This is a genomic window from Bacillus sp. JK62 (assembly GCF_053663455.1).
Map to the genome: position 1 here is coordinate 51672 of NZ_JBSJQA010000008.1, position 16427 is coordinate 68098.

Sequence of the window (16427 nt, forward strand, 5' to 3'; positions counted from 1 at the left end):
TACGACAAAATCATTCTTAAAATAAGCCGATAGATTTATAAATCAGGCGGAGCGTCCCGCCATTCGGGTCTAAAGAAATTTGCGGACTGTATCGGTCTTGTTCAAAATAGACAGAAGAAGGAAGTGATTATGATCAGGCTCGACTATTTACTGAAAAAAGACGGCTATCTTTTCGCCCTTATGCTGATCACCGTGCCGCTGGCGGGAGAACTGAAATTTTACCCCCTGAATGAGGTGTACCGGATCAGCTTCGGCGCCCCGGCTTTTTTCTTTTTTCTGCTGCTGCTGCGGCATGTGCCGGCGGTATTGTCGGGGCTGTTGACAGGTGCAGCCGTTGTGGCATTCCGAATCGGCCTGGCTTGCTGGGGAGGAGAGCATGCCGGATTTACGGCAGCTTTTTTCAGCCAATATCCCAGTTTCTTTTTTTACTTTACATATGCCTGTTTGTTTTATGTGCTGAAGGTCAGGCTTTTTTGGGATCGGCCGCTCATGATCGGGTTTCTCGGTTTTCTCATTGAAATGGCGTCCGATGCCGTTGAAATGACGGTTCAGTTTTCCGGCGGCAAGCAGATTATGATGCCGGACAAGCTGGCGGATATCGCGGTTATCGCTGTTTCTCACACATTTATTGTGCTGAGTTTTTTCAACGTGATGAAGCTGCACGAATCTCAGGTCAGGGAAAAACAAACGAGAAAGCAGCATGAGCACATGCTGATGATTGTATCTAACTTATATGAAGAAACGATTCATTTGAAAAAAACGTTAAAAACGACGGAGCATGTGACGAAAGAATCCTATCAGCTGTATCGGGAAATGAGCGGGAACGACCGGGAGCTCGGGAGCCGAATGCTGCGCCTTGCGGGAGAAATTCATGAAGTGAAAAAAGACAATCAGCGAATATTCGCCGGCCTGTCGAAGCTGATTTCAAATGAGAGATTCCGGGATTACATGAATGCCGCCGATCTGGTCGGCCTCGTTATCCGCATCAATGAAAAATACGCCGAATCTTTAGGCAAAGACATTCAATTCAAAAGCGTGATTGAAGGAGAACACCCCGATTATCACGTCTTTACCGTCCTGTCGATCTTAAATAACCTGACCGCCAATGCCGTCGAAGCCATGGGTGACAGGGGTGAGATCCGCCTCGCGCTGCGCAGGGCTGAGGGGGAGATGGCCGAATTTGAGGCGGAAGATGACGGTCCCGGCATCCCGGAAAAAATCGGAGAGGTAATCTATGATCCCGGATTTACGTCCAAATACGATGAATTCGGCACACCTTCAACGGGCATCGGGCTTTCATACGTGAAGGAAATCGTAACCGAACTTGACGGAGACATTTCCTTTCATAACAAGCCAAAAGGCGTCATATTTACGATTAAGCTGCCGGTGAAGCATTTGATTGCAGAAAGGATGAACTCATAATATGCGTTTTTTTATAGCTGATGATGACCGGGCGATCCGTTCCATTTTAAAACAGATGATCGAGGATGAGGACTTAGGCGAAGTTGTCGGTGAGGCAGAGGACGGAAGCCAGATTGAAGGGCATTATCTCCATTTCAAACAAGTCGATATTTTATTAATTGATCTGCTGATGCCGGGCCGGGACGGGATTGAGACGATACGGCATCTTCAGGGGGCGTACAACGGAAAAGCGGTGATGATATCGCAGGTAGAGGCAAAGGAAATGGTGGGAGAAGCTTATTCTCTCGGCATCGAATACTTTATCCATAAACCGATCAACAAAATCGAGATCGTCACCGTTTTGCGAAAAGTAAAAGAGCGGATTGAACTGGAAACGTCGATCGGCGACATCCAACATTCATTAAGCCGTCTTATTCAGCGGAATGAGCCGAAAAAAAGCGGGCCGGGGGGGATGCGCGAGAAATCAATCAAAGAAACAGGAAAATTTCTTTTATCGGAATTAGGCATCGTGGGAGAAAGCGGGGCGCATGACCTCATGGCCGTCCTTCACTATTTATTTGAGGATGAACAGGCGGAAAGAAACATCCCGTCTTTAAAGCAGATGTTTACAAACGCCGCCATTCGGAAGCTGGGGCCTGCGGCGGCACAAGCCGAGGTTAACAGAGAAATCAAAGCCTCGGAACAGCGGATCAGAAGGGCCGTCATTCATTCGTTAAACCATTTCGCTTCATTGGGCACAACTGATTTTTCAAACCCGAAATTTGAATATTACGCCTCGAAATTCTTTGATTTCCCCGCTGTCAGCAAGAGAATGAAAGAAATGCAGGCCAAGGAAACCGTGCCGCTTTCTCCGGTTAAAGTGAATATGAAAAAATTCATTCACGTCTTTTTCTTGGAGGCGAAAGATTTACGCGAAGGATCAAAATTTGTCAGCGGAGGCAGCCGGTAAGCTGATTAATAGGGTTTACGTATATAAGGTTTTTGTGTAAAATAATGTTAACTAAGAAGGAACGGAGGGATCCTGATGGCTGATCAAATTCCGGTTTTCGCACTAATGAAATAGTGTCAAAGTCTCTGCCTTGAGCGCGGAGGAAACCGGGATTGTCTGCCTGAATAAGGAACCTGACAGTAATAGTGAGGGGGCGGCGATTATGCCGCCCTCTCTTCACACATCTCTTTCTCCTCCGCCTAAAGGCGAAGCTCTGTGTCAGTCAATAAGGGAAATGGGGAAACGAAATGACAAAACAAAGGGAAATAGAATCCGTTCTGAACATCGCAAAGGAAAATGGCTTACGGTTAAAATATGAAGGGGCGGACATAAATGAAACGGGTATGGACTTCCAAGTCGTATTTGCTGAAGATGACAGCGGCGTGACATGGGTGCTCCGAAAGCCGCGCCGTCCCGATGTTATCGAAAGAGCGGCTGCAGAAAGCGATGTTCTCGCGTTTCTCCGCAGCCATGCCGCGGTATCAGTCCCCGATTGGCGGATTCATACACCGGAACTGATCGCTTATCCGAAACTGGACGGAATACCCGCTGCCGCTATTGATCTGGATAAGAAACAGTATGTCTGGAATATGGAACACGAGCCGCCTTCAGACGGTTTTGTCGGCTCGCTTGCCGCAGCATTAGCCGGGCTGCACGGGGCAGACCCGGATGCGGCCTCCAGATCCGGAATTGAAATCATAAAACCGGATGACGTCAGGCAAAGGGCGGCGGAATCAATGGATCATATAAAAAAAGAAATCGGGGTTTCAGAACAGCTTTGGAAAAGATGGCAAACGTGGATAAATGACAGCTCGTACTGGCCTGATTTTTCCGCGCTGATCCATGGCGACTTGCATCCTCCGCATATTTTGATCGGCGAAAATCAGCGTGTGACGGGTCTCCTCGATTGGACGGAGGCAAAGGTTGCCGATCCGGCCAAAGATTTTGTCCTTTATCAAGTGATATTAGGAGAAAAAGAAACAAAACGGCTGATGAAGAGCTACGAAGCTGAGGGCGGGCGCGTCTGGCCGAAAATGCAGGAGCATGTGACAGAATGGCAGGCCGCTTACCCTGTGGAAACGGCGAAGTTCGCGCTTCAGACGGGGCAAGAGGAGCATATGCAGATGGCGCGGGATATGCTCGGCCTGTCCGTTCCGAAAGGTTATTGACTTCCGCCGGATGACAGCGTATGATACATTTTAAAATCATAGAACGGATGAACAATGCTGAGGAAGAGTAAGTACGCATCAGCGCGCGGGGTTCAGAGAGTCGGTGGCCGCTGTGAACCGATCCCCGTCCGGTGCCGAATGGGCTTCTGAATTGCTGCGCTGAAATGACAGTAGGCGGTGCCGGGATTCTTTCCCCGTTATCAAGAAAGGAGTATTGAAACCCTGAGTTTCTGTACTTTTTGAGAGAAGGCTTTACAGCCGTTAATAAAGGTGGCACCGCGAAAACCTCGTCCTTTGATGGACGGGGTTTTTTTGCGTTGTTAAGGAGGTGATGGCCATGGAAAGTGACTGGAGACGGACAGACAATCAAAAAAGGAGGGATATTCATGGTGATCGCAACCGACGATCTTGAGCTCACGTGTCCGCATTGTGAAGGAACCGGCGAGGAGAAAGAAGGTGTGCCCTGTCCGAAGTGCGGCGCGAAGGGCGTCATATTGACCGCTCAAGGAAACACGCTGCTGCATTTTATCAGAAAGCATATGGATCAGTGAAATCAAACGAATATGTAAAGAAACAGCACAAAACAAAAAAGCTTGTAGAAAAACATCGTTTTCTCTACAAGCTGCTTTTTCATTCTTCAAAATAAGGATTCACATGGATGAGCACTTCTTCAACATCTGAAAAGTGTCTTTTGATTTCATTTCGGATTTCCCGGGCTATATCGTGTCCCTGCTTAATCGTCAAATCATGATCCAAAGATAACCGGACATCAAGCAATTTATAGTGGCCGTGTTCTCTCGCTCGGATTTTATCGAGCCGTTTGACTTGAGGACAATGCAAAATAACCGCTTTATATTCCTCTATCAGTTCGGGATCGACACTTTTTTCCATGAGAACATCAACAGACGGCCTGATTAATTCCATTGAAATCTTAAAAATGAGGTACGCCACGATGACACTGGCAATCGCATCGGCGTACAACAGATAGGACCATCCGCGTGTGTTCCCGATAATCGCCAATAGGACGCCGATAAAAGCGGCAAGAGAGGCAACGATATCGCCTTTATGATCGTATGCAATCGCTATAATCGCTTTACTGTTCCATTTTTCCCCTTGTTTGATCGAATAACGATATAAGATCTGCTTAGCCACGTAGGATATCAGAGCCGCAAACAATGCGCTGTATTGCGGGATGCTTGGACCTTCAACAAAGGACGAAATCGCTTCTATCAGAATATACACGGAAACGAGCACTAATATGATTCCTACAATCGCTTCGCTGATGACCTCAGCTTTGCCATGCCCGAAAGGATGGTCTTGATCGGGCGGCTTATTAGAAATACCGATGACGGCCAGGACAGCAATTGAAGCCACGACATCCGCTGCAGAATGTATACCGTCGGCAAAAACTGCTTCACTATCGCCTATCAGTCCAAAAAAGATCTTTCCTGCCATTAAGATCAGATTGGCTATCAATGCAATCAAAGCAACTTTTTTGCTTATTTGTTCTCTTTCACTTGTCATTTTTTCCTCCTATAAAACTGCACAAAAAAATAGGAGCGCTTTTGATTCGCTCTCCGTATCCTTTCTTGTGTAATCACTTTGCTTATCATATCAATTCAGTTTCGAGTGGGTCTATAGCAAGGTTGTTTCCTGTTTACTAATAAATAAGGTGACAGAAAAAAAGTTGGAGCAGGGCTAAATAGTACATAAACAAAATTGCGCTGAATTTAAAAATGAACTGTTGACATTTGAATATTTATAATTTATTATTATCTTGAATTCAAGATATTTTAATTCAAGGTAATTTAATTAGAGTGCAGGATAAGAACCTGCCGATCGTTTCGTTTTTTGATCATATGCTATTTGATTTTTTATACCATAATATCTCGAATTCGAGATAAAGGGGAGTGCGAGAGAAATGGCTGAATTTGTACAGCTGGTGAATGAAAGAAGATCTGCAAGCAACTTTCTTCCAGAACATCCAATCACAAGAGATGAGCTCAACGAAATGTTTGAATTGGTTGCGTTGGCTCCATCAGCTTTTAATTTGCAGCATACAAAATATGTGACGGTTCTTGACCCGGAGGTAAAAGAAAAGCTGAAGCAGGCCGCAAACGGACAATATAAAGTGTTCAGCTCATCAGCGGTTCTTTTGGTTTTAGGGGATAAGCAGGCATATCAGCAAGCGGCTGGCATCTATGAAGGGTTGAAGATGCTGGGGGTATTAAATAAACAAGAGTATGATCACATGGTTCAAGACACCGTTTCGTTTTATGAAAACAGGGGAGAACTGTTTAAGAGAGATGAGGCGATAAGAAATGCTTCACTTTCTGCGATGATCTTTATGCTGACTGCTAAGGAAAAAGGCTGGGACACCTGTCCGATGATAGGGTTTGATCCTGAAGCCGTGAAACAGATTTTGAATATAGATGATCAATTTGAGGTCGTCATGATGATTACAATCGGGAAAGAAAAAATAGAAAGCAGAAGGCCGCGCGGCTACCGAAAGCCTGTGAATGAGTTTGTGGAGTATATTTAAATATTTGTAAAGGAGCGGATAAAAATGGCTAAAAAAACGATGGGAATCCATCATATTACAGCAATTGTCGGTCACCCTCAAGAGAATGCTGATTTCTACGCGGGAGTGCTGGGGCTGCGATTGGTCAAGCAAACGGTCAATTTTGATGATCCGGGTACGTATCACCTTTATTTTGGGGATGAAGGCGGGAAGCCGGGAACAATCATCACATTCTTTCCGTGGGCGGACGCCCGTCAAGGCGTCATTGGAGACGGACAGGTTGGCGTGACATCTTACGTCGTGCCGAGAGGTGCCATGGCATTTTGGGAAAAGAGACTTGAAAAGTTCAACGTGCCATACACAAAAATCGAGCGTTTTGGAGAACAATATATAGAATTTGATGATCCGCATGGCCTGCATTTAGAAATCGTGGAAAGAGAAGCAGGGGAGGCCAATACGTGGACTTTCGGAGATGTAACCCCGGATGTTGCCATTAAAGGCTTTGGCGGTGCAACCCTGTTATCAGCACAGCCTGAAAAAACAGGTGAATTGCTGGAAAACATCATGGGGCTTGAGCGAGTCGGCAAAGAAGGAGACTTCGTTCGTTATCGTTCTGCCGGTGATATCGGGAATGTGATTGATCTTAAATTAACGCCTATCGGCCGCGGACAAATGGGTGTCGGCACAGTGCATCACATCGCTTGGCGGGCTCAGGATGACGAAGATCAATTAGATTGGCAAAGATTCATTGCTGCGCACGGATATGGTGTGACTCCTGTTCAGGATAGAAACTATTTTAATGCGGTTTACCTCAGAGAACATGGGGAAATCTTATTTGAAATCGCAACTGATCCGCCGGGCTTTGCACATGATGAATCACAAGAAACAATGGGCGGAAAATTGATGCTCCCTGAGCAGTATGAACCGCACCGGGCACAAATTGAACAAGGGCTGCTGCCGTTTGAAGTAAGAGAATTAGATTGATTTGACACATAAAAAATAAAGAAACATATAGTCAATTGATGATTGCTGGATGGTACCGTCCAGCAAAGAATCAGATGAAATCAAAGATAAGGAGAGATAAAAATGGAAGATGCAGGACTATTACTTATTCGAATCATGATTGGTGTGGTGTTTCTGTTTTATGGATCACAAAAATTATTCGGCTGGTTTGGCGGATACGGGATTAAAGGAACCGGACAATGGTTCGAGTCAATTGGAGTTAAACCAGGTAATGCCGCGGCCGCTTTATCAGGTCTCGGGGAACTCGCAAGCGGAATTTTATTTATTTTAGGTGTATTCCTCCCGCTTGGAGCTGCTATCATAACAATCATTATGTTAGGTGCCATTGTAAAAGTTCATGGAGCGAAAGGGTTTGCGAACGGTGCCGGCGGTTTTGAATATAACGTGGTGCTGATTGCCGTCTCCATCGGAGTTGCACTCATCGGTTCAGGAGCTTACGCTTTGCATTTTTAATATAAGTATCTAAGAACAGTTACTGAAAAGCGGTAACTGTTCTTTTATTTTTCAAGCACGACGTTAAGGTGCTCTGAATCGCAAAAAAGCGGATATGATCAATATAAATGTGTATAGTGAATGTACGAGTATTGATGAGCTTGGTCATGAAAGACGAGCCGATTTGAAGGAGGGTTTTGATGAAAGAGCTGACAGACTTACATTCATTAGATTCTATCGAGAATTTTATTAAGCAGCATCAATTCAGTTTTATCTACATTTCAAGACCTGCCTGTACAGTATGTCACGCTGTTCTGCCGCAGCTCAGAAACGTATTGGATCAGTTTCCGAATATCAAATTGGGGCATACCAACGCTGACGAGGTAGAAGAGGTTGCCGGCAGATTTTCAGTCTTCACTGTCCCCGTGCTTCTTTTGTTCATTGATGGGACTGAGTTTCTGAGAGAAGCCCGCTTTGTTCATTTTGAACAGCTCGAAGAAAGGCTGAAAAGGGTTTATCAGTTATATCAAGATGTATAAAGCGTTACTTTACAAATAAAAAGCCCCCCTTTAAGGGGCTCAGGCTGTCGAGGAAATCTCGACAGCCTTTATTTTCCCCTTAAAATATCCATTTCCCTGTCATAAAATAAAAGACCCGCACAAGAGACGCTTCTCAAAACACAGCCGAATTCGTTCTGTTTGACCAACTCGTCGAAGAGGATCACCTTCTTCGAAAAATTGATAAATACATAGATGTCCTTTTTCTGCACCTGAAATCAAATGAATATGTAAAGAAACAGCAAAAACAAAAAAGCTTGCAGAAAAAACATCATTTTCTCTACAAGCTGAAGGCCGTTATCCGGCCTTTTTTACATTATTCGGACCGGGGTTCTAAAAAACGGGACCCGCCCAAGTCTTTTCTCATCAGATAGATATGGAAAAAATATTCTCCGACGGCGATGATCACGGCGGAAATAAGAGCGGCAAACGCCAGTCTTCCTCCGGAAATGCCCATGGACAGCGGCATTCCCATCAGCCAGACAACAAGAAACGCGATTCCGAAATCAGCGGACGCCGCCGTGATATTATTCCATCTCGGAAGCACATACAGGTCGCCCGTAAAGTAGGAAACGGCTCCCAGCACAATGGTCATCAGCAGCACGTCACCGAATGTAAAGCGAAAACCTAAGCCGAGTATCAGATACAGAATAATGATGGTCATAATGCCTTTAATGGCAAGCGCTTTAATGTGTTCCATGCGAATTCCTCCTTATGGAAATCATGTTAGTATGTTTCCTCATAACGTGAAATATAAACCCTTTTTTCGTGAACATTTGTTTTCTGGCTTTTGGCTGTCATCACTGGGCCGCGGCTGAATATGATGAAAGGAGAAAATACGGGAGGTGTCATGATGGCAGTCGTAAAAGCGTCGAGCGCCGATGTAGATCTAATGGCAAGGCTGCTCAGGGCGGAAGCGGAAGGCGAAGGGAAGCAGGGAATGCTTTTGGTCGGCAATGTGGGAATCAATCGGGTGCGGGCGAATTGTTCTGATTTTAAAGGCCTGCGCACCATCAGGCAGATGGTGTTTCAGCCGCACGCGTTTGAAGCGGTGACTCACGGATACTTTTACCAGAGACCGCGTGAATCCGAGCGGAGGCTTGCCCGCAGGAACATTAACGGAGAACGGTTTTGGCCGGCTAAGTTCAGTCTGTGGTACTTTAAGCCGCCGGGCAACTGCCCGCAGACTTGGTATGGCCAGCCGTTTGTCGCCAGATTCAGATCCCACTGCTTCTATCAGCCGACAGGTGAGACGTGCGAAAACGTATACAATACATTTTGATCCCGGGCGCACCGTTCTTAAAATGAACGGTGTTTTTTTAATGTTTTGTGAAGAAAAATAGGAAAAAAGTGCGCTTGACGGATGACAAGCCAAAAAGAAACAGAGGGGGTTTTCTTCCGGCGGGGCAAGGTTTGTCGAAACAATGTGAAAAATGTCTCCCGCCGTTCATTTTTCAGCCTTACAAACCCTTCACACTTCTTCATAGCGGTTTAACATTTCTTTTTTATAATAAGGGCGATCAATAAGACGAAAGGGGAACTGACATGACACATGACGGCCGTTTAGATGAATGGATCAAGGAATTGGAGAACAAAAGCTTTCAGAACAATACGTTTGACCGCCGCGCATTTATACAGGGCGCCGGGAAAATCGCCGGTCTTTCCCTTGGGTTAGCGATCGCGCAATCCATCGGCGCGTTTGAAGTGAATGCCGCTCCAAAATTTTCAAACTATCCGTTCACCCTCGGCGTAGCTTCCGGCGACCCGCTGTCTGACAGCGTCATTCTCTGGACGCGTCTTGCCCCTGACCCGCTGAATGGGGGCGGCATGCCGAAGCAGGCCGTGCCGGTAAAATGGGAAATCGCCGCAGATGAACATTTCCGTCACATCGTCAAACGCGGAACGGAAATGGCCAAGCCGAATCTCGGACACTCCGTCCATGTCGAGGCGGACGGGCTCAAGCCCAATAAAGTGTACTATTACCGGTTTAAAAGCGGGCATGAGCTCAGTCCCGTCGGCCGGACGAAAACGCTGCCCGCTCCAGGCGCTGACGTATCCGCCATGACGTTTGCATTTGCCTCATGCCAGCAGTATGAACACGGCTATTATACGGCGTATAAACATATGGCGAAGGAAAAGCTTGATCTCGTATTCCATCTCGGAGATTACATTTATGAATACGGACCGAACGAGTATGTGTCAAAAACGGGAAATGTCAGGACGCACAGCAGCGCCGAAGTGTACACACTGTCAGATTACCGCAACCGTCACGCCCAATACCGCTCTGATGCCAATCTGAAAGCCGCCCACGCCGCATTTCCGTGGGTCGTGACGTGGGACGATCATGAGGTGGAAAACAATTATGCCAATGTTATCCCTGAAAAAGGCCAATCCGTTGAAGCGTTTGTGCTCAGGAGGGCCGCAGCTTATCAGGCTTATTATGAACACATGCCGCTCAGGCGCATGTCATTGCCGAACGGTCCTGATATGCGGCTGTACAGGCAATTTTCTTATGGCAATTTAGCATCGTTCAATGTGCTTGATACAAGACAGTACAGAGATGATCAGGCCAACGGCGACGGGAATAAGCCGCCTTCTGATGAGTGGAGAGACCCGAAGCGCACATTGATGGGGACAGAGCAGGAGCAATGGCTCTTCGAAAATTTAGCCGCCTCAAAAGCGAAGTGGAATGTGCTGGCGCAGCAAATCTTTTTCGCGCAATGGAATTTCGGAACAACCGCCAATCCGATATACAGCATGGATTCATGGGACGGCTACCCGGCTCAGCGGGAGCGGGTCATCGATTTTATAAAAAACAAAAACCTGAACAATGTCATCGTGCTGACGGGTGATGTTCATGCAAGCTGGGCGTCAAACCTGCATACCGATTTTAATCAAACGAATTCAAAAATTTTCGGAGCCGAATTCGTCGGGACTTCCATTACATCTGGAGGAAACGGGGCGGATAAACGGGCCGATACGGATCAGATCTTAAAACAAAACCCGCATATTAAGTTTTTCAACGATTACCGCGGCTATGTCCGCTGTACGGTGACGCCTGCCCAATGGAGAGCGGATTACAGAGTGGTGCCGTACGTGACGGAGCCGGGGGCTGAGGTTTCCACGCGGGCTTCATTCATTTATCAAAAAGACCAGACGGGGATTCGGAAGGTCTCTCAAGCGGCGGTTGCAGGCGGTTTAAAGCAGTCAAACGAGGTGGAAGAGGATCGTTTCTTCGCCCATAACAATGCGCATGAAAAGCAAATGAGAAAGAAACGGGCCAAAATCTCACAATAAGGAGGCGCACTCATGTTTTCAAATATCGGCATTCCCGGGTTAATTTTGATTTTCGTCATCGCTCTCATCATTTTCGGGCCTTCAAAGCTTCCGGAAATCGGCCGTGCCGCCGGCCGCACGCTGCTTGAATTTAAAAGCGCCGCAAAAACATTGGTCTCAAATGAAGAGCCGGACAAGCAGACCGCTGAGAAAGACAAAACGGCAGGCTGAATCCTGACATGGGGGCAGACGAATCCGCTTCTGCCTCTTTCTCTATAAGGAGGATGTACGATTGGATAAAAAAGAAACCCACTTGATCGGGCATTTAGAGGAAGTCCGGCAGCGTCTCATTAAAACCGTTATCGCCTTTCTCGTGTTTTTTATCGGCGCCTGCTGGTTTGTACAGGATATTTATGACTGGCTGATCAAGGATTTGCATGGCAGGCTGGCCGTTTTAGGGCCGAGCGAGATTTTATGGGTGTATATGATGATTGCGGGAATATGCGCCCTTACGGCAGCGATTCCGGTTGCGGCCTTTCAGCTCTGGCGTTTTACGGCGCCGGCTTTGACCCCGTTCGAACGCCGCGCCGCTTTGCTTTACATTCCGGGGCTTTCGCTTTTGTTTATTATCGGAATTTCCTTCGGGTATTTTGTGCTGTTTCCGATTGTGCTCGGATTTTTAACACAATTATCCGCCGGCCATTTTGACATGGTATTTACGGCGGACAAGTATTTTACCTTTATGCTGAATCTTACATTGCCGTTCGGATTTTTGTTTGAAATGCCTCTGGCCGTCATGTTTCTGACACGGCTCGGAATCGTGAATCCAACCCGGCTGGCAAAGGCGCGGAAGCTTTCGTATTTTTTGCTGATCGTCGTCTCGGTGCTGATTACGCCTCCAGATTTTATGTCTGACTTTCTCGTCATGATTCCGCTGCTCGTCCTCTATGAAATCAGTGTGACGCTGTCCCGCATCGTTTACCGGAAGAAATGGGCCGAGGCGGCGTCTGCAGCTTAGTGAAGTTCGCCTCCGCCGGTCTCAATATCGTCCTCATGCGCCGCGGCGGTCACCGCGGCGATTTTGAGCGCTTTTGTCACGAGATCCAGGCTGAGGCTCGGCGCAGACTTCTGCAAGGTTTGCTCCGGAATGTACGGGATGTGTATAAACCCGCCGCGGATGTGCGGATGATGGCGGGCGATTTCATCCATCAGCCCGTAAAAGAGATGATTGCATACAAACGTCCCCGCCGTGTAGGATACAGCCGCGGGAATGCCTTCCTTTTTGATTTCCTCAACGATCCGTTTGATCGGAAGGCCGGTCCAATAGGCCGCGGGACCGTCTTGAGAAATGTTTTCCCCGACAGGCTGGTTTCCTTCGTTATCCGGTATGCGCGCCTCATTCAGATTGATCGCGACCCGTTCCGGCGTGATCTGCATTCTGCCGCCTGCCTGGCCGACACAGATGATAATGTCAGGCTGATGCTTTTTGACCGCATCGCGCAGCACGGCAAGAGACTTATAAAAAACGGTCGGCACTTGTTCGGATACGATTGAGGCAGGGCCTTCATGGGAACCGTCCAGCCGTTTGACCGCTTCCCATGAAGGATTGACCGTTTCCCCGCCGAAGGGGTCAAAGCCTGTCAGTAATACTTTTTTCTCCATATAAAACCCTCCTTTTCTTTTTACCATACTCTATAATGGACATATATTCCTGCCGAAGGGGGAAACATGTCTTGAATTCGCCTCTGGTGCAATACCGATCTTTATTTCCGGCGCTCCGCACACATACGATGCTCGCCAGCTGCTCTCAAAGCGCTCTTGCCCTGCCGGTTTCAAAAGCGGTCAATGACTATCAGGAAAGCCTGCTTCAGCATGGCGGAAACTGGGAAGAAGCCATTGGACGTACGGAGCAGGCAAGGTGTGAATTTGCGAAATTGATCGGCGCCCATCCTGAAGAAATCGCCGTTTTACCTTCAGTAACGGCTGCTGTCTCTGCCGTCGTTTCTGCTTTACCGGATTGCCGAAAGAAACAGGCGGTGTATACGGAATTGGATTTTCCGGCGATCGCCCACATTTTGAAGGCGCAGACTGAGATGGAGCTTTCAGTCGTGCCGTCTGAAGATGGAATGATCCCGTTAGAGCGGTATGAGACGTACATATCGGAGCAGACGCTTTTCACCTGTGTGCCCCATGTGTCATATACGTCGGGATTTGTCCAGGATATAAAGCGCATTGCCGAGATATCCGCAAAGAAGGGATCGCTTCTTTTTGTCGATGCTTATCAATCGGCGGGGCACATCCCGATTGATGTAAAAGAATGGGGAGTTGATATGCTGGCCGCGGGTGCGAGAAAGTATATGCTCGGCATACCGGGAACGGCGTTTCTTTATGTCAGAAAGGAACTTGCCGAACGGCTGAAGCCGAAAGTCACCGGGTGGTTCGGGCAGCAGCGGGCGTCGATGCCGGATTTAACCCGTTTTTCTTATGCGGACGGAGCCAAACGCTTTGAGACCGGGACCCCGGCATTTATCAGCATATATGCGGCACAGGCGGCTTTATCTCTATTAAACGATGCCGGCACAGACCGCATTCACCAAGAAGTAAAAAAACTCAGCGCATTTGCGTATGAATACGCTTCTGAAAAAGGACTGAATCTCACAGGGCCGCCGTCTGCCGATGACAGACCCGGCATGATTTCCATACGGGATGAAAAAGCGGCGGAAACGGCTGCGCTGTTGAGGCGGAAAAACATCGTATGCGCACCCAGCGGACAAATCATCCGGCTGGCGCCTCATTTCTATAACACGGCTGACGATCTGATCTATGCGATTGATGAACTGGCTGAAGCGCGCGGTATATAAAAAAACAGCAGACTCACGGGGAGCCTGCTGTTTTCTTATGAATGATTCACTTTGACCCGTTTCATAAAGAAAGCGCTGATCAAGCCGACAACGGCGACAATCATCGCGAAGATAAAGGCGTGCTGGACGCCCGCAATCAGCGCGTGAGAGTATGCGGAAGGATCATTCGGGTTTTTCGCGGTGCTCATATAATTCTTCTGGCCGGCAGCCATGATGCTGACCGCCACCGCAGTGCCGATTGCGCCGGCCATCTGCTGGAGCGTATTCATAATGGCTGTTCCGTCCGGATAAAATTCCGGCGGCAGCTGATTTAAGCCGTTCGTTTGCGCCGGCATCATGATCATGGAAATGCCGATCATCAGGCATGTATGAAGCGCGACAATCAGAAGCGCCGTAGAAGCGCCGTTAATGTTTGAGAAAAACGAAAGCACAGTTGCCGTGATGACAAACCCGGGAATGACAAGCCACTTCGGCCCGTATTTATCAAACAGACGCCCCGTCACCGGAGACATAAAGCCGTTTAAAATACCGCCCGGCAGCAGGATGAGCCCGGACGTAAACGCCGTCAGCATCAGTCCGCTTTGTAAATACATAGGCAATAGGAGCATTGTCGATAAGATAACCATCATACAGATGAACACAATCACGACACCGAGAACAAACATCGGATAGCGGAAAGCGCGCAGATTCATCATCGGCTGCTTCATTGTCAGCTGCCTGATGGAAAATAAGATGAGCGCGATCGCGCCGACAGTGAGCGAACCGATAACCGTCGGGCTTGACCAGCCGTCTGATCCTTCGCCCGCATTGCTGAATCCGAATACGATGCCGCCGAACCCGATCGTAGACAGAATAATGGAAAGTACGTCAATTTTCGGTTTTGTAATGTCAGACACGTTCTGCATGTAGGCGATGCCGAATAAAAGAGCCAACACAAGAAACGGCAGGGAAATCCAGAAAATCCAATGCCAGTTCAAATGCTCTAGCACAAGCCCTGAAAATGTCGGACCGATCGCAGGAGCGAACATAATGACAAGCCCGATCGTCCCCATCGCCGCTCCGCGCTTATGCGGCGGGAAGATGACGAGGATTGTATTAAACATCAGCGGCAGCAGCAGCCCGGTTCCTAAAGCCTGCACGATTCTTGCCGCCAAAAGAAACGGAAAGCTCGGCGCAAGCGCTGCAATCAGCGTGCCGATAATGGAAAAAGCGAGTGAAACGATGAACAGCTGTCTCGTCGTAAACCATTGCAAAAGCAGACCCGATACCGGCACAAGAATACCGAGAACGAGCAGATAGCCCGTCGTCAGCCACTGGACGGTCGCAGGAGTGATATGTAGCTCCTTCATCAGATCAGTCAGGGCGATATTCAGCGCCGTTTCACTGAACATGCCGATAAACCCTGCCGTCAGCAAAGAAATCATGATCGGCATGACTTTATATTGTTTGGAAGGCTGAGCGTTTTCCAAAATCATTCTCCTCTCTTTCTATACGTACATGTCTCTCGTATTTTATGTCTTCAGCAGGTTGGGGATTTGTTTAGAAATATGGAGGATCGGCATTTTGTCTTTTTTGGCTAAGGACACAATGATGCCGCCTTCTATCATGGCATTTAAAACAGTGCTGATTTCCGCCGCTTTCTCATCAGAAAAACCAGCTGATCTTAATTTGCCCGCGAACAGATTCTCCCATTCCTGATAAGCGCTTTGACAGGCCTGCCGGAGCTTTTCGCTCTTTAAAGCAGTCTCGGCAGCCAGTAAACCGACAGGAAACCCTTCAAAATTCTCCGGACATGTGAATTGGCTTGATAAGTCCTGTAAAAACGCTTGAATGCTTTCCGCAGGATCAGGATAGGCATCAAGGCTTTCTTTTATTTTCATACGGATATAATGGCTCATTTCATTGACAGCCTCAATGGCGAGCTGCTCTTTGCCGTCCGGAAAATGATAGTAAAGAGAACCTTTCGGCGCACCGCTTTCTTTAATAATCTGATTCAGTCCCGTGCCGTAATACCCCTGAAGCTGAAACAGCCTGGTTGCCGCGGCGAGGATTTTTTCACGAGAATCTCCATAGCTCATAATGTTCCCACCTTACTGATTTGTGACAAATTTAAAATATAGTGACTGGTCTATTATCTTGATTTCGCATGACGGTGTCAAGAATTTTTAACGGTTATTT

General features: G+C 47.7%; 18 protein-coding genes and 1 other annotated feature. Of the genes, 13 read left to right on the forward strand and 5 right to left on the reverse strand.

The genetic code is table 11. The features are described 5' to 3' along the window. Positions 1–129: 129 nt before the first annotated feature. From ACWJJ4_RS17895 to ACWJJ4_RS17910, 4 genes are all read left to right on the forward strand, one after another. Positions 130–1422 (forward strand): sensor histidine kinase, encoded by a 1293-nt coding sequence (locus ACWJJ4_RS17895; protein ID WP_017419334.1) that lies wholly within the window; start codon positions 130–132, stop codon positions 1420–1422. Between the two features lies 1 nt (position 1423). Continuing rightward, complete coding sequence (locus ACWJJ4_RS17900; RefSeq protein ID WP_454021846.1) at positions 1424–2371, forward strand: DNA-binding domain-containing protein; 948 nt, start codon at positions 1424–1426, stop codon at positions 2369–2371. Between the two features lie 287 nt (positions 2372–2658). Then, entirely contained in the window at positions 2659–3579 is a 921-nt protein-coding gene (locus ACWJJ4_RS17905) for a macrolide 2'-phosphotransferase (protein ID WP_454021847.1), read from the forward strand. A gap of 48 nt (positions 3580–3627) precedes the next feature. Next, positions 3628–3877 (forward strand) — a binding site (T-box leader). An 88-nt stretch (positions 3878–3965) separates the two neighbouring features. Next, positions 3966–4130 (forward strand): tryptophan RNA-binding attenuation protein, encoded by a 165-nt coding sequence (locus ACWJJ4_RS17910; protein WP_071392177.1) that lies wholly within the window; start codon positions 3966–3968, stop codon positions 4128–4130. 79 nt (positions 4131–4209) lie between these two features. Here the strand turns inward: ACWJJ4_RS17910 and ACWJJ4_RS17915 are convergent, their stop codons facing one another. Next, entirely contained in the window at positions 4210–5103 is an 894-nt protein-coding gene (locus tag ACWJJ4_RS17915) for a cation diffusion facilitator family transporter (RefSeq protein WP_058906537.1), read from the reverse strand. Positions 5104–5500: 397 nt separating this feature from the next. Here ACWJJ4_RS17915 and ACWJJ4_RS17920 point away from each other — a divergent pair, with 397 nt between their 5' ends. From ACWJJ4_RS17920 to ACWJJ4_RS17935, 4 genes are all read left to right on the forward strand, one after another. Then, complete coding sequence (locus tag ACWJJ4_RS17920; protein WP_070081316.1) at positions 5501–6121, forward strand: nitroreductase family protein; 621 nt, start codon at positions 5501–5503, stop codon at positions 6119–6121. Between the two features lie 24 nt (positions 6122–6145). Beyond that, positions 6146–7084: a ring-cleaving dioxygenase gene (locus ACWJJ4_RS17925; RefSeq protein ID WP_454021848.1), complete on the forward strand. Its 939-nt coding sequence runs from the start codon at positions 6146–6148 to the stop codon at positions 7082–7084. A 102-nt stretch (positions 7085–7186) separates the two neighbouring features. Further along, a complete protein-coding gene (locus ACWJJ4_RS17930) occupies positions 7187–7576 on the forward strand; it encodes a DoxX family protein (protein WP_003156689.1) in 390 nt (129 codons plus the stop codon). A gap of 179 nt (positions 7577–7755) precedes the next feature. Continuing rightward, positions 7756–8094, forward strand: a complete 339-nt coding sequence (locus ACWJJ4_RS17935; RefSeq protein WP_071392173.1) for a thioredoxin family protein — start codon at positions 7756–7758, stop codon at positions 8092–8094. Between the two features lie 334 nt (positions 8095–8428). Here ACWJJ4_RS17935 and ACWJJ4_RS17940 read toward each other — a convergent pair whose 3' ends face one another. Then, a complete protein-coding gene (locus ACWJJ4_RS17940; RefSeq protein WP_003156684.1) occupies positions 8429–8812 on the reverse strand; it encodes a DUF2512 family protein in 384 nt (127 codons plus the stop codon). Between the two features lie 153 nt (positions 8813–8965). Between ACWJJ4_RS17940 and ACWJJ4_RS17945 the strand changes: the two genes are divergently transcribed. The 4 genes from ACWJJ4_RS17945 to tatC all read left to right on the forward strand — a co-directional run bounded on the left by ACWJJ4_RS17945 (position 8966) and on the right by tatC (position 12406). Continuing rightward, positions 8966–9394 carry a cell wall hydrolase gene (locus ACWJJ4_RS17945; protein WP_003156683.1) on the forward strand — a complete coding sequence of 143 codons (429 nt, stop codon included), beginning with the start codon at positions 8966–8968 and terminating at the stop codon, positions 9392–9394. Positions 9395–9657: 263 nt separating this feature from the next. Continuing rightward, positions 9658–11409, forward strand: coding sequence for an alkaline phosphatase D family protein (locus tag ACWJJ4_RS17950; RefSeq protein ID WP_146283851.1), 1752 nt, complete (start codon positions 9658–9660; stop codon positions 11407–11409). Positions 11410–11421: 12 nt separating this feature from the next. Beyond that, positions 11422–11619: a twin-arginine translocase TatA/TatE family subunit gene (locus ACWJJ4_RS17955; RefSeq protein WP_003156681.1), complete on the forward strand. Its 198-nt coding sequence runs from the start codon at positions 11422–11424 to the stop codon at positions 11617–11619. A 61-nt stretch (positions 11620–11680) separates the two neighbouring features. Continuing rightward, positions 11681–12406 carry a twin-arginine translocase subunit TatC gene (gene tatC / locus ACWJJ4_RS17960; RefSeq protein WP_003156680.1) on the forward strand — a complete coding sequence of 242 codons (726 nt, stop codon included), beginning with the start codon at positions 11681–11683 and terminating at the stop codon, positions 12404–12406. On the opposite strand, the gene pcp is transcribed toward tatC, so the two are convergent. Continuing rightward, positions 12403–13050, reverse strand: a complete 648-nt coding sequence (gene pcp / locus ACWJJ4_RS17965) for a pyroglutamyl-peptidase I (protein ID WP_024084855.1) — start codon at positions 13048–13050, stop codon at positions 12403–12405. The two genes, tatC and pcp, sit on opposite strands and share 4 nt — an antisense overlap. A 71-nt stretch (positions 13051–13121) precedes the next feature. Here pcp and ACWJJ4_RS17970 point away from each other — a divergent pair, with 71 nt between their 5' ends. Then, complete coding sequence (locus tag ACWJJ4_RS17970; protein WP_454021849.1) at positions 13122–14249, forward strand: aminotransferase class V-fold PLP-dependent enzyme; 1128 nt, start codon at positions 13122–13124, stop codon at positions 14247–14249. Between the two features lie 35 nt (positions 14250–14284). On the opposite strand, the gene lmr(B) is transcribed toward ACWJJ4_RS17970, so the two are convergent. Then, the gene (gene lmr(B), locus ACWJJ4_RS17975) at positions 14285–15724 is read right to left on the reverse strand and encodes a lincomycin efflux MFS transporter Lmr(B) (RefSeq protein ID WP_070081322.1); all 1440 of its coding nucleotides are present in this window, start codon (positions 15722–15724) and stop codon (positions 14285–14287) included. Between the two features lie 36 nt (positions 15725–15760). Then, a complete protein-coding gene (locus ACWJJ4_RS17980) occupies positions 15761–16327 on the reverse strand; it encodes a TetR/AcrR family transcriptional regulator (protein ID WP_070081323.1) in 567 nt (188 codons plus the stop codon). Between the last annotated feature and the right edge of the window lie 100 nt (positions 16328–16427).

Coding starts and splice junctions, on each gene's coding strand:
- ACWJJ4_RS17895 (WP_017419334.1), top strand. CDS start 130: ATGATCAGGCTCGACTATTTACTGAAAAAAGACGGCTATCTTTTCGCC.
- ACWJJ4_RS17900 (WP_454021846.1), top strand. CDS start 1,424: ATGCGTTTTTTTATAGCTGATGATGACCGGGCGATCCGTTCCATTTTA.
- ACWJJ4_RS17905 (WP_454021847.1), top strand. CDS start 2,659: ATGACAAAACAAAGGGAAATAGAATCCGTTCTGAACATCGCAAAGGAA.
- ACWJJ4_RS17910 (WP_071392177.1), top strand. CDS start 3,966: ATGGTGATCGCAACCGACGATCTTGAGCTCACGTGTCCGCATTGTGAA.
- ACWJJ4_RS17915 (WP_058906537.1), bottom strand. CDS start 5,103: ATGACAAGTGAAAGAGAACAAATAAGCAAAAAAGTTGCTTTGATTGCA.
- ACWJJ4_RS17920 (WP_070081316.1), top strand. CDS start 5,501: ATGGCTGAATTTGTACAGCTGGTGAATGAAAGAAGATCTGCAAGCAAC.
- ACWJJ4_RS17925 (WP_454021848.1), top strand. CDS start 6,146: ATGGCTAAAAAAACGATGGGAATCCATCATATTACAGCAATTGTCGGT.
- ACWJJ4_RS17930 (WP_003156689.1), top strand. CDS start 7,187: ATGGAAGATGCAGGACTATTACTTATTCGAATCATGATTGGTGTGGTG.
- ACWJJ4_RS17935 (WP_071392173.1), top strand. CDS start 7,756: ATGAAAGAGCTGACAGACTTACATTCATTAGATTCTATCGAGAATTTT.
- ACWJJ4_RS17940 (WP_003156684.1), bottom strand. CDS start 8,812: ATGGAACACATTAAAGCGCTTGCCATTAAAGGCATTATGACCATCATT.
- ACWJJ4_RS17945 (WP_003156683.1), top strand. CDS start 8,966: ATGGCAGTCGTAAAAGCGTCGAGCGCCGATGTAGATCTAATGGCAAGG.
- ACWJJ4_RS17950 (WP_146283851.1), top strand. CDS start 9,658: ATGACACATGACGGCCGTTTAGATGAATGGATCAAGGAATTGGAGAAC.
- ACWJJ4_RS17955 (WP_003156681.1), top strand. CDS start 11,422: ATGTTTTCAAATATCGGCATTCCCGGGTTAATTTTGATTTTCGTCATC.
- pcp (WP_024084855.1), bottom strand. CDS start 13,050: ATGGAGAAAAAAGTATTACTGACAGGCTTTGACCCCTTCGGCGGGGAA.
- ACWJJ4_RS17980 (WP_070081323.1), bottom strand. CDS start 16,327: ATGAGCTATGGAGATTCTCGTGAAAAAATCCTCGCCGCGGCAACCAGG.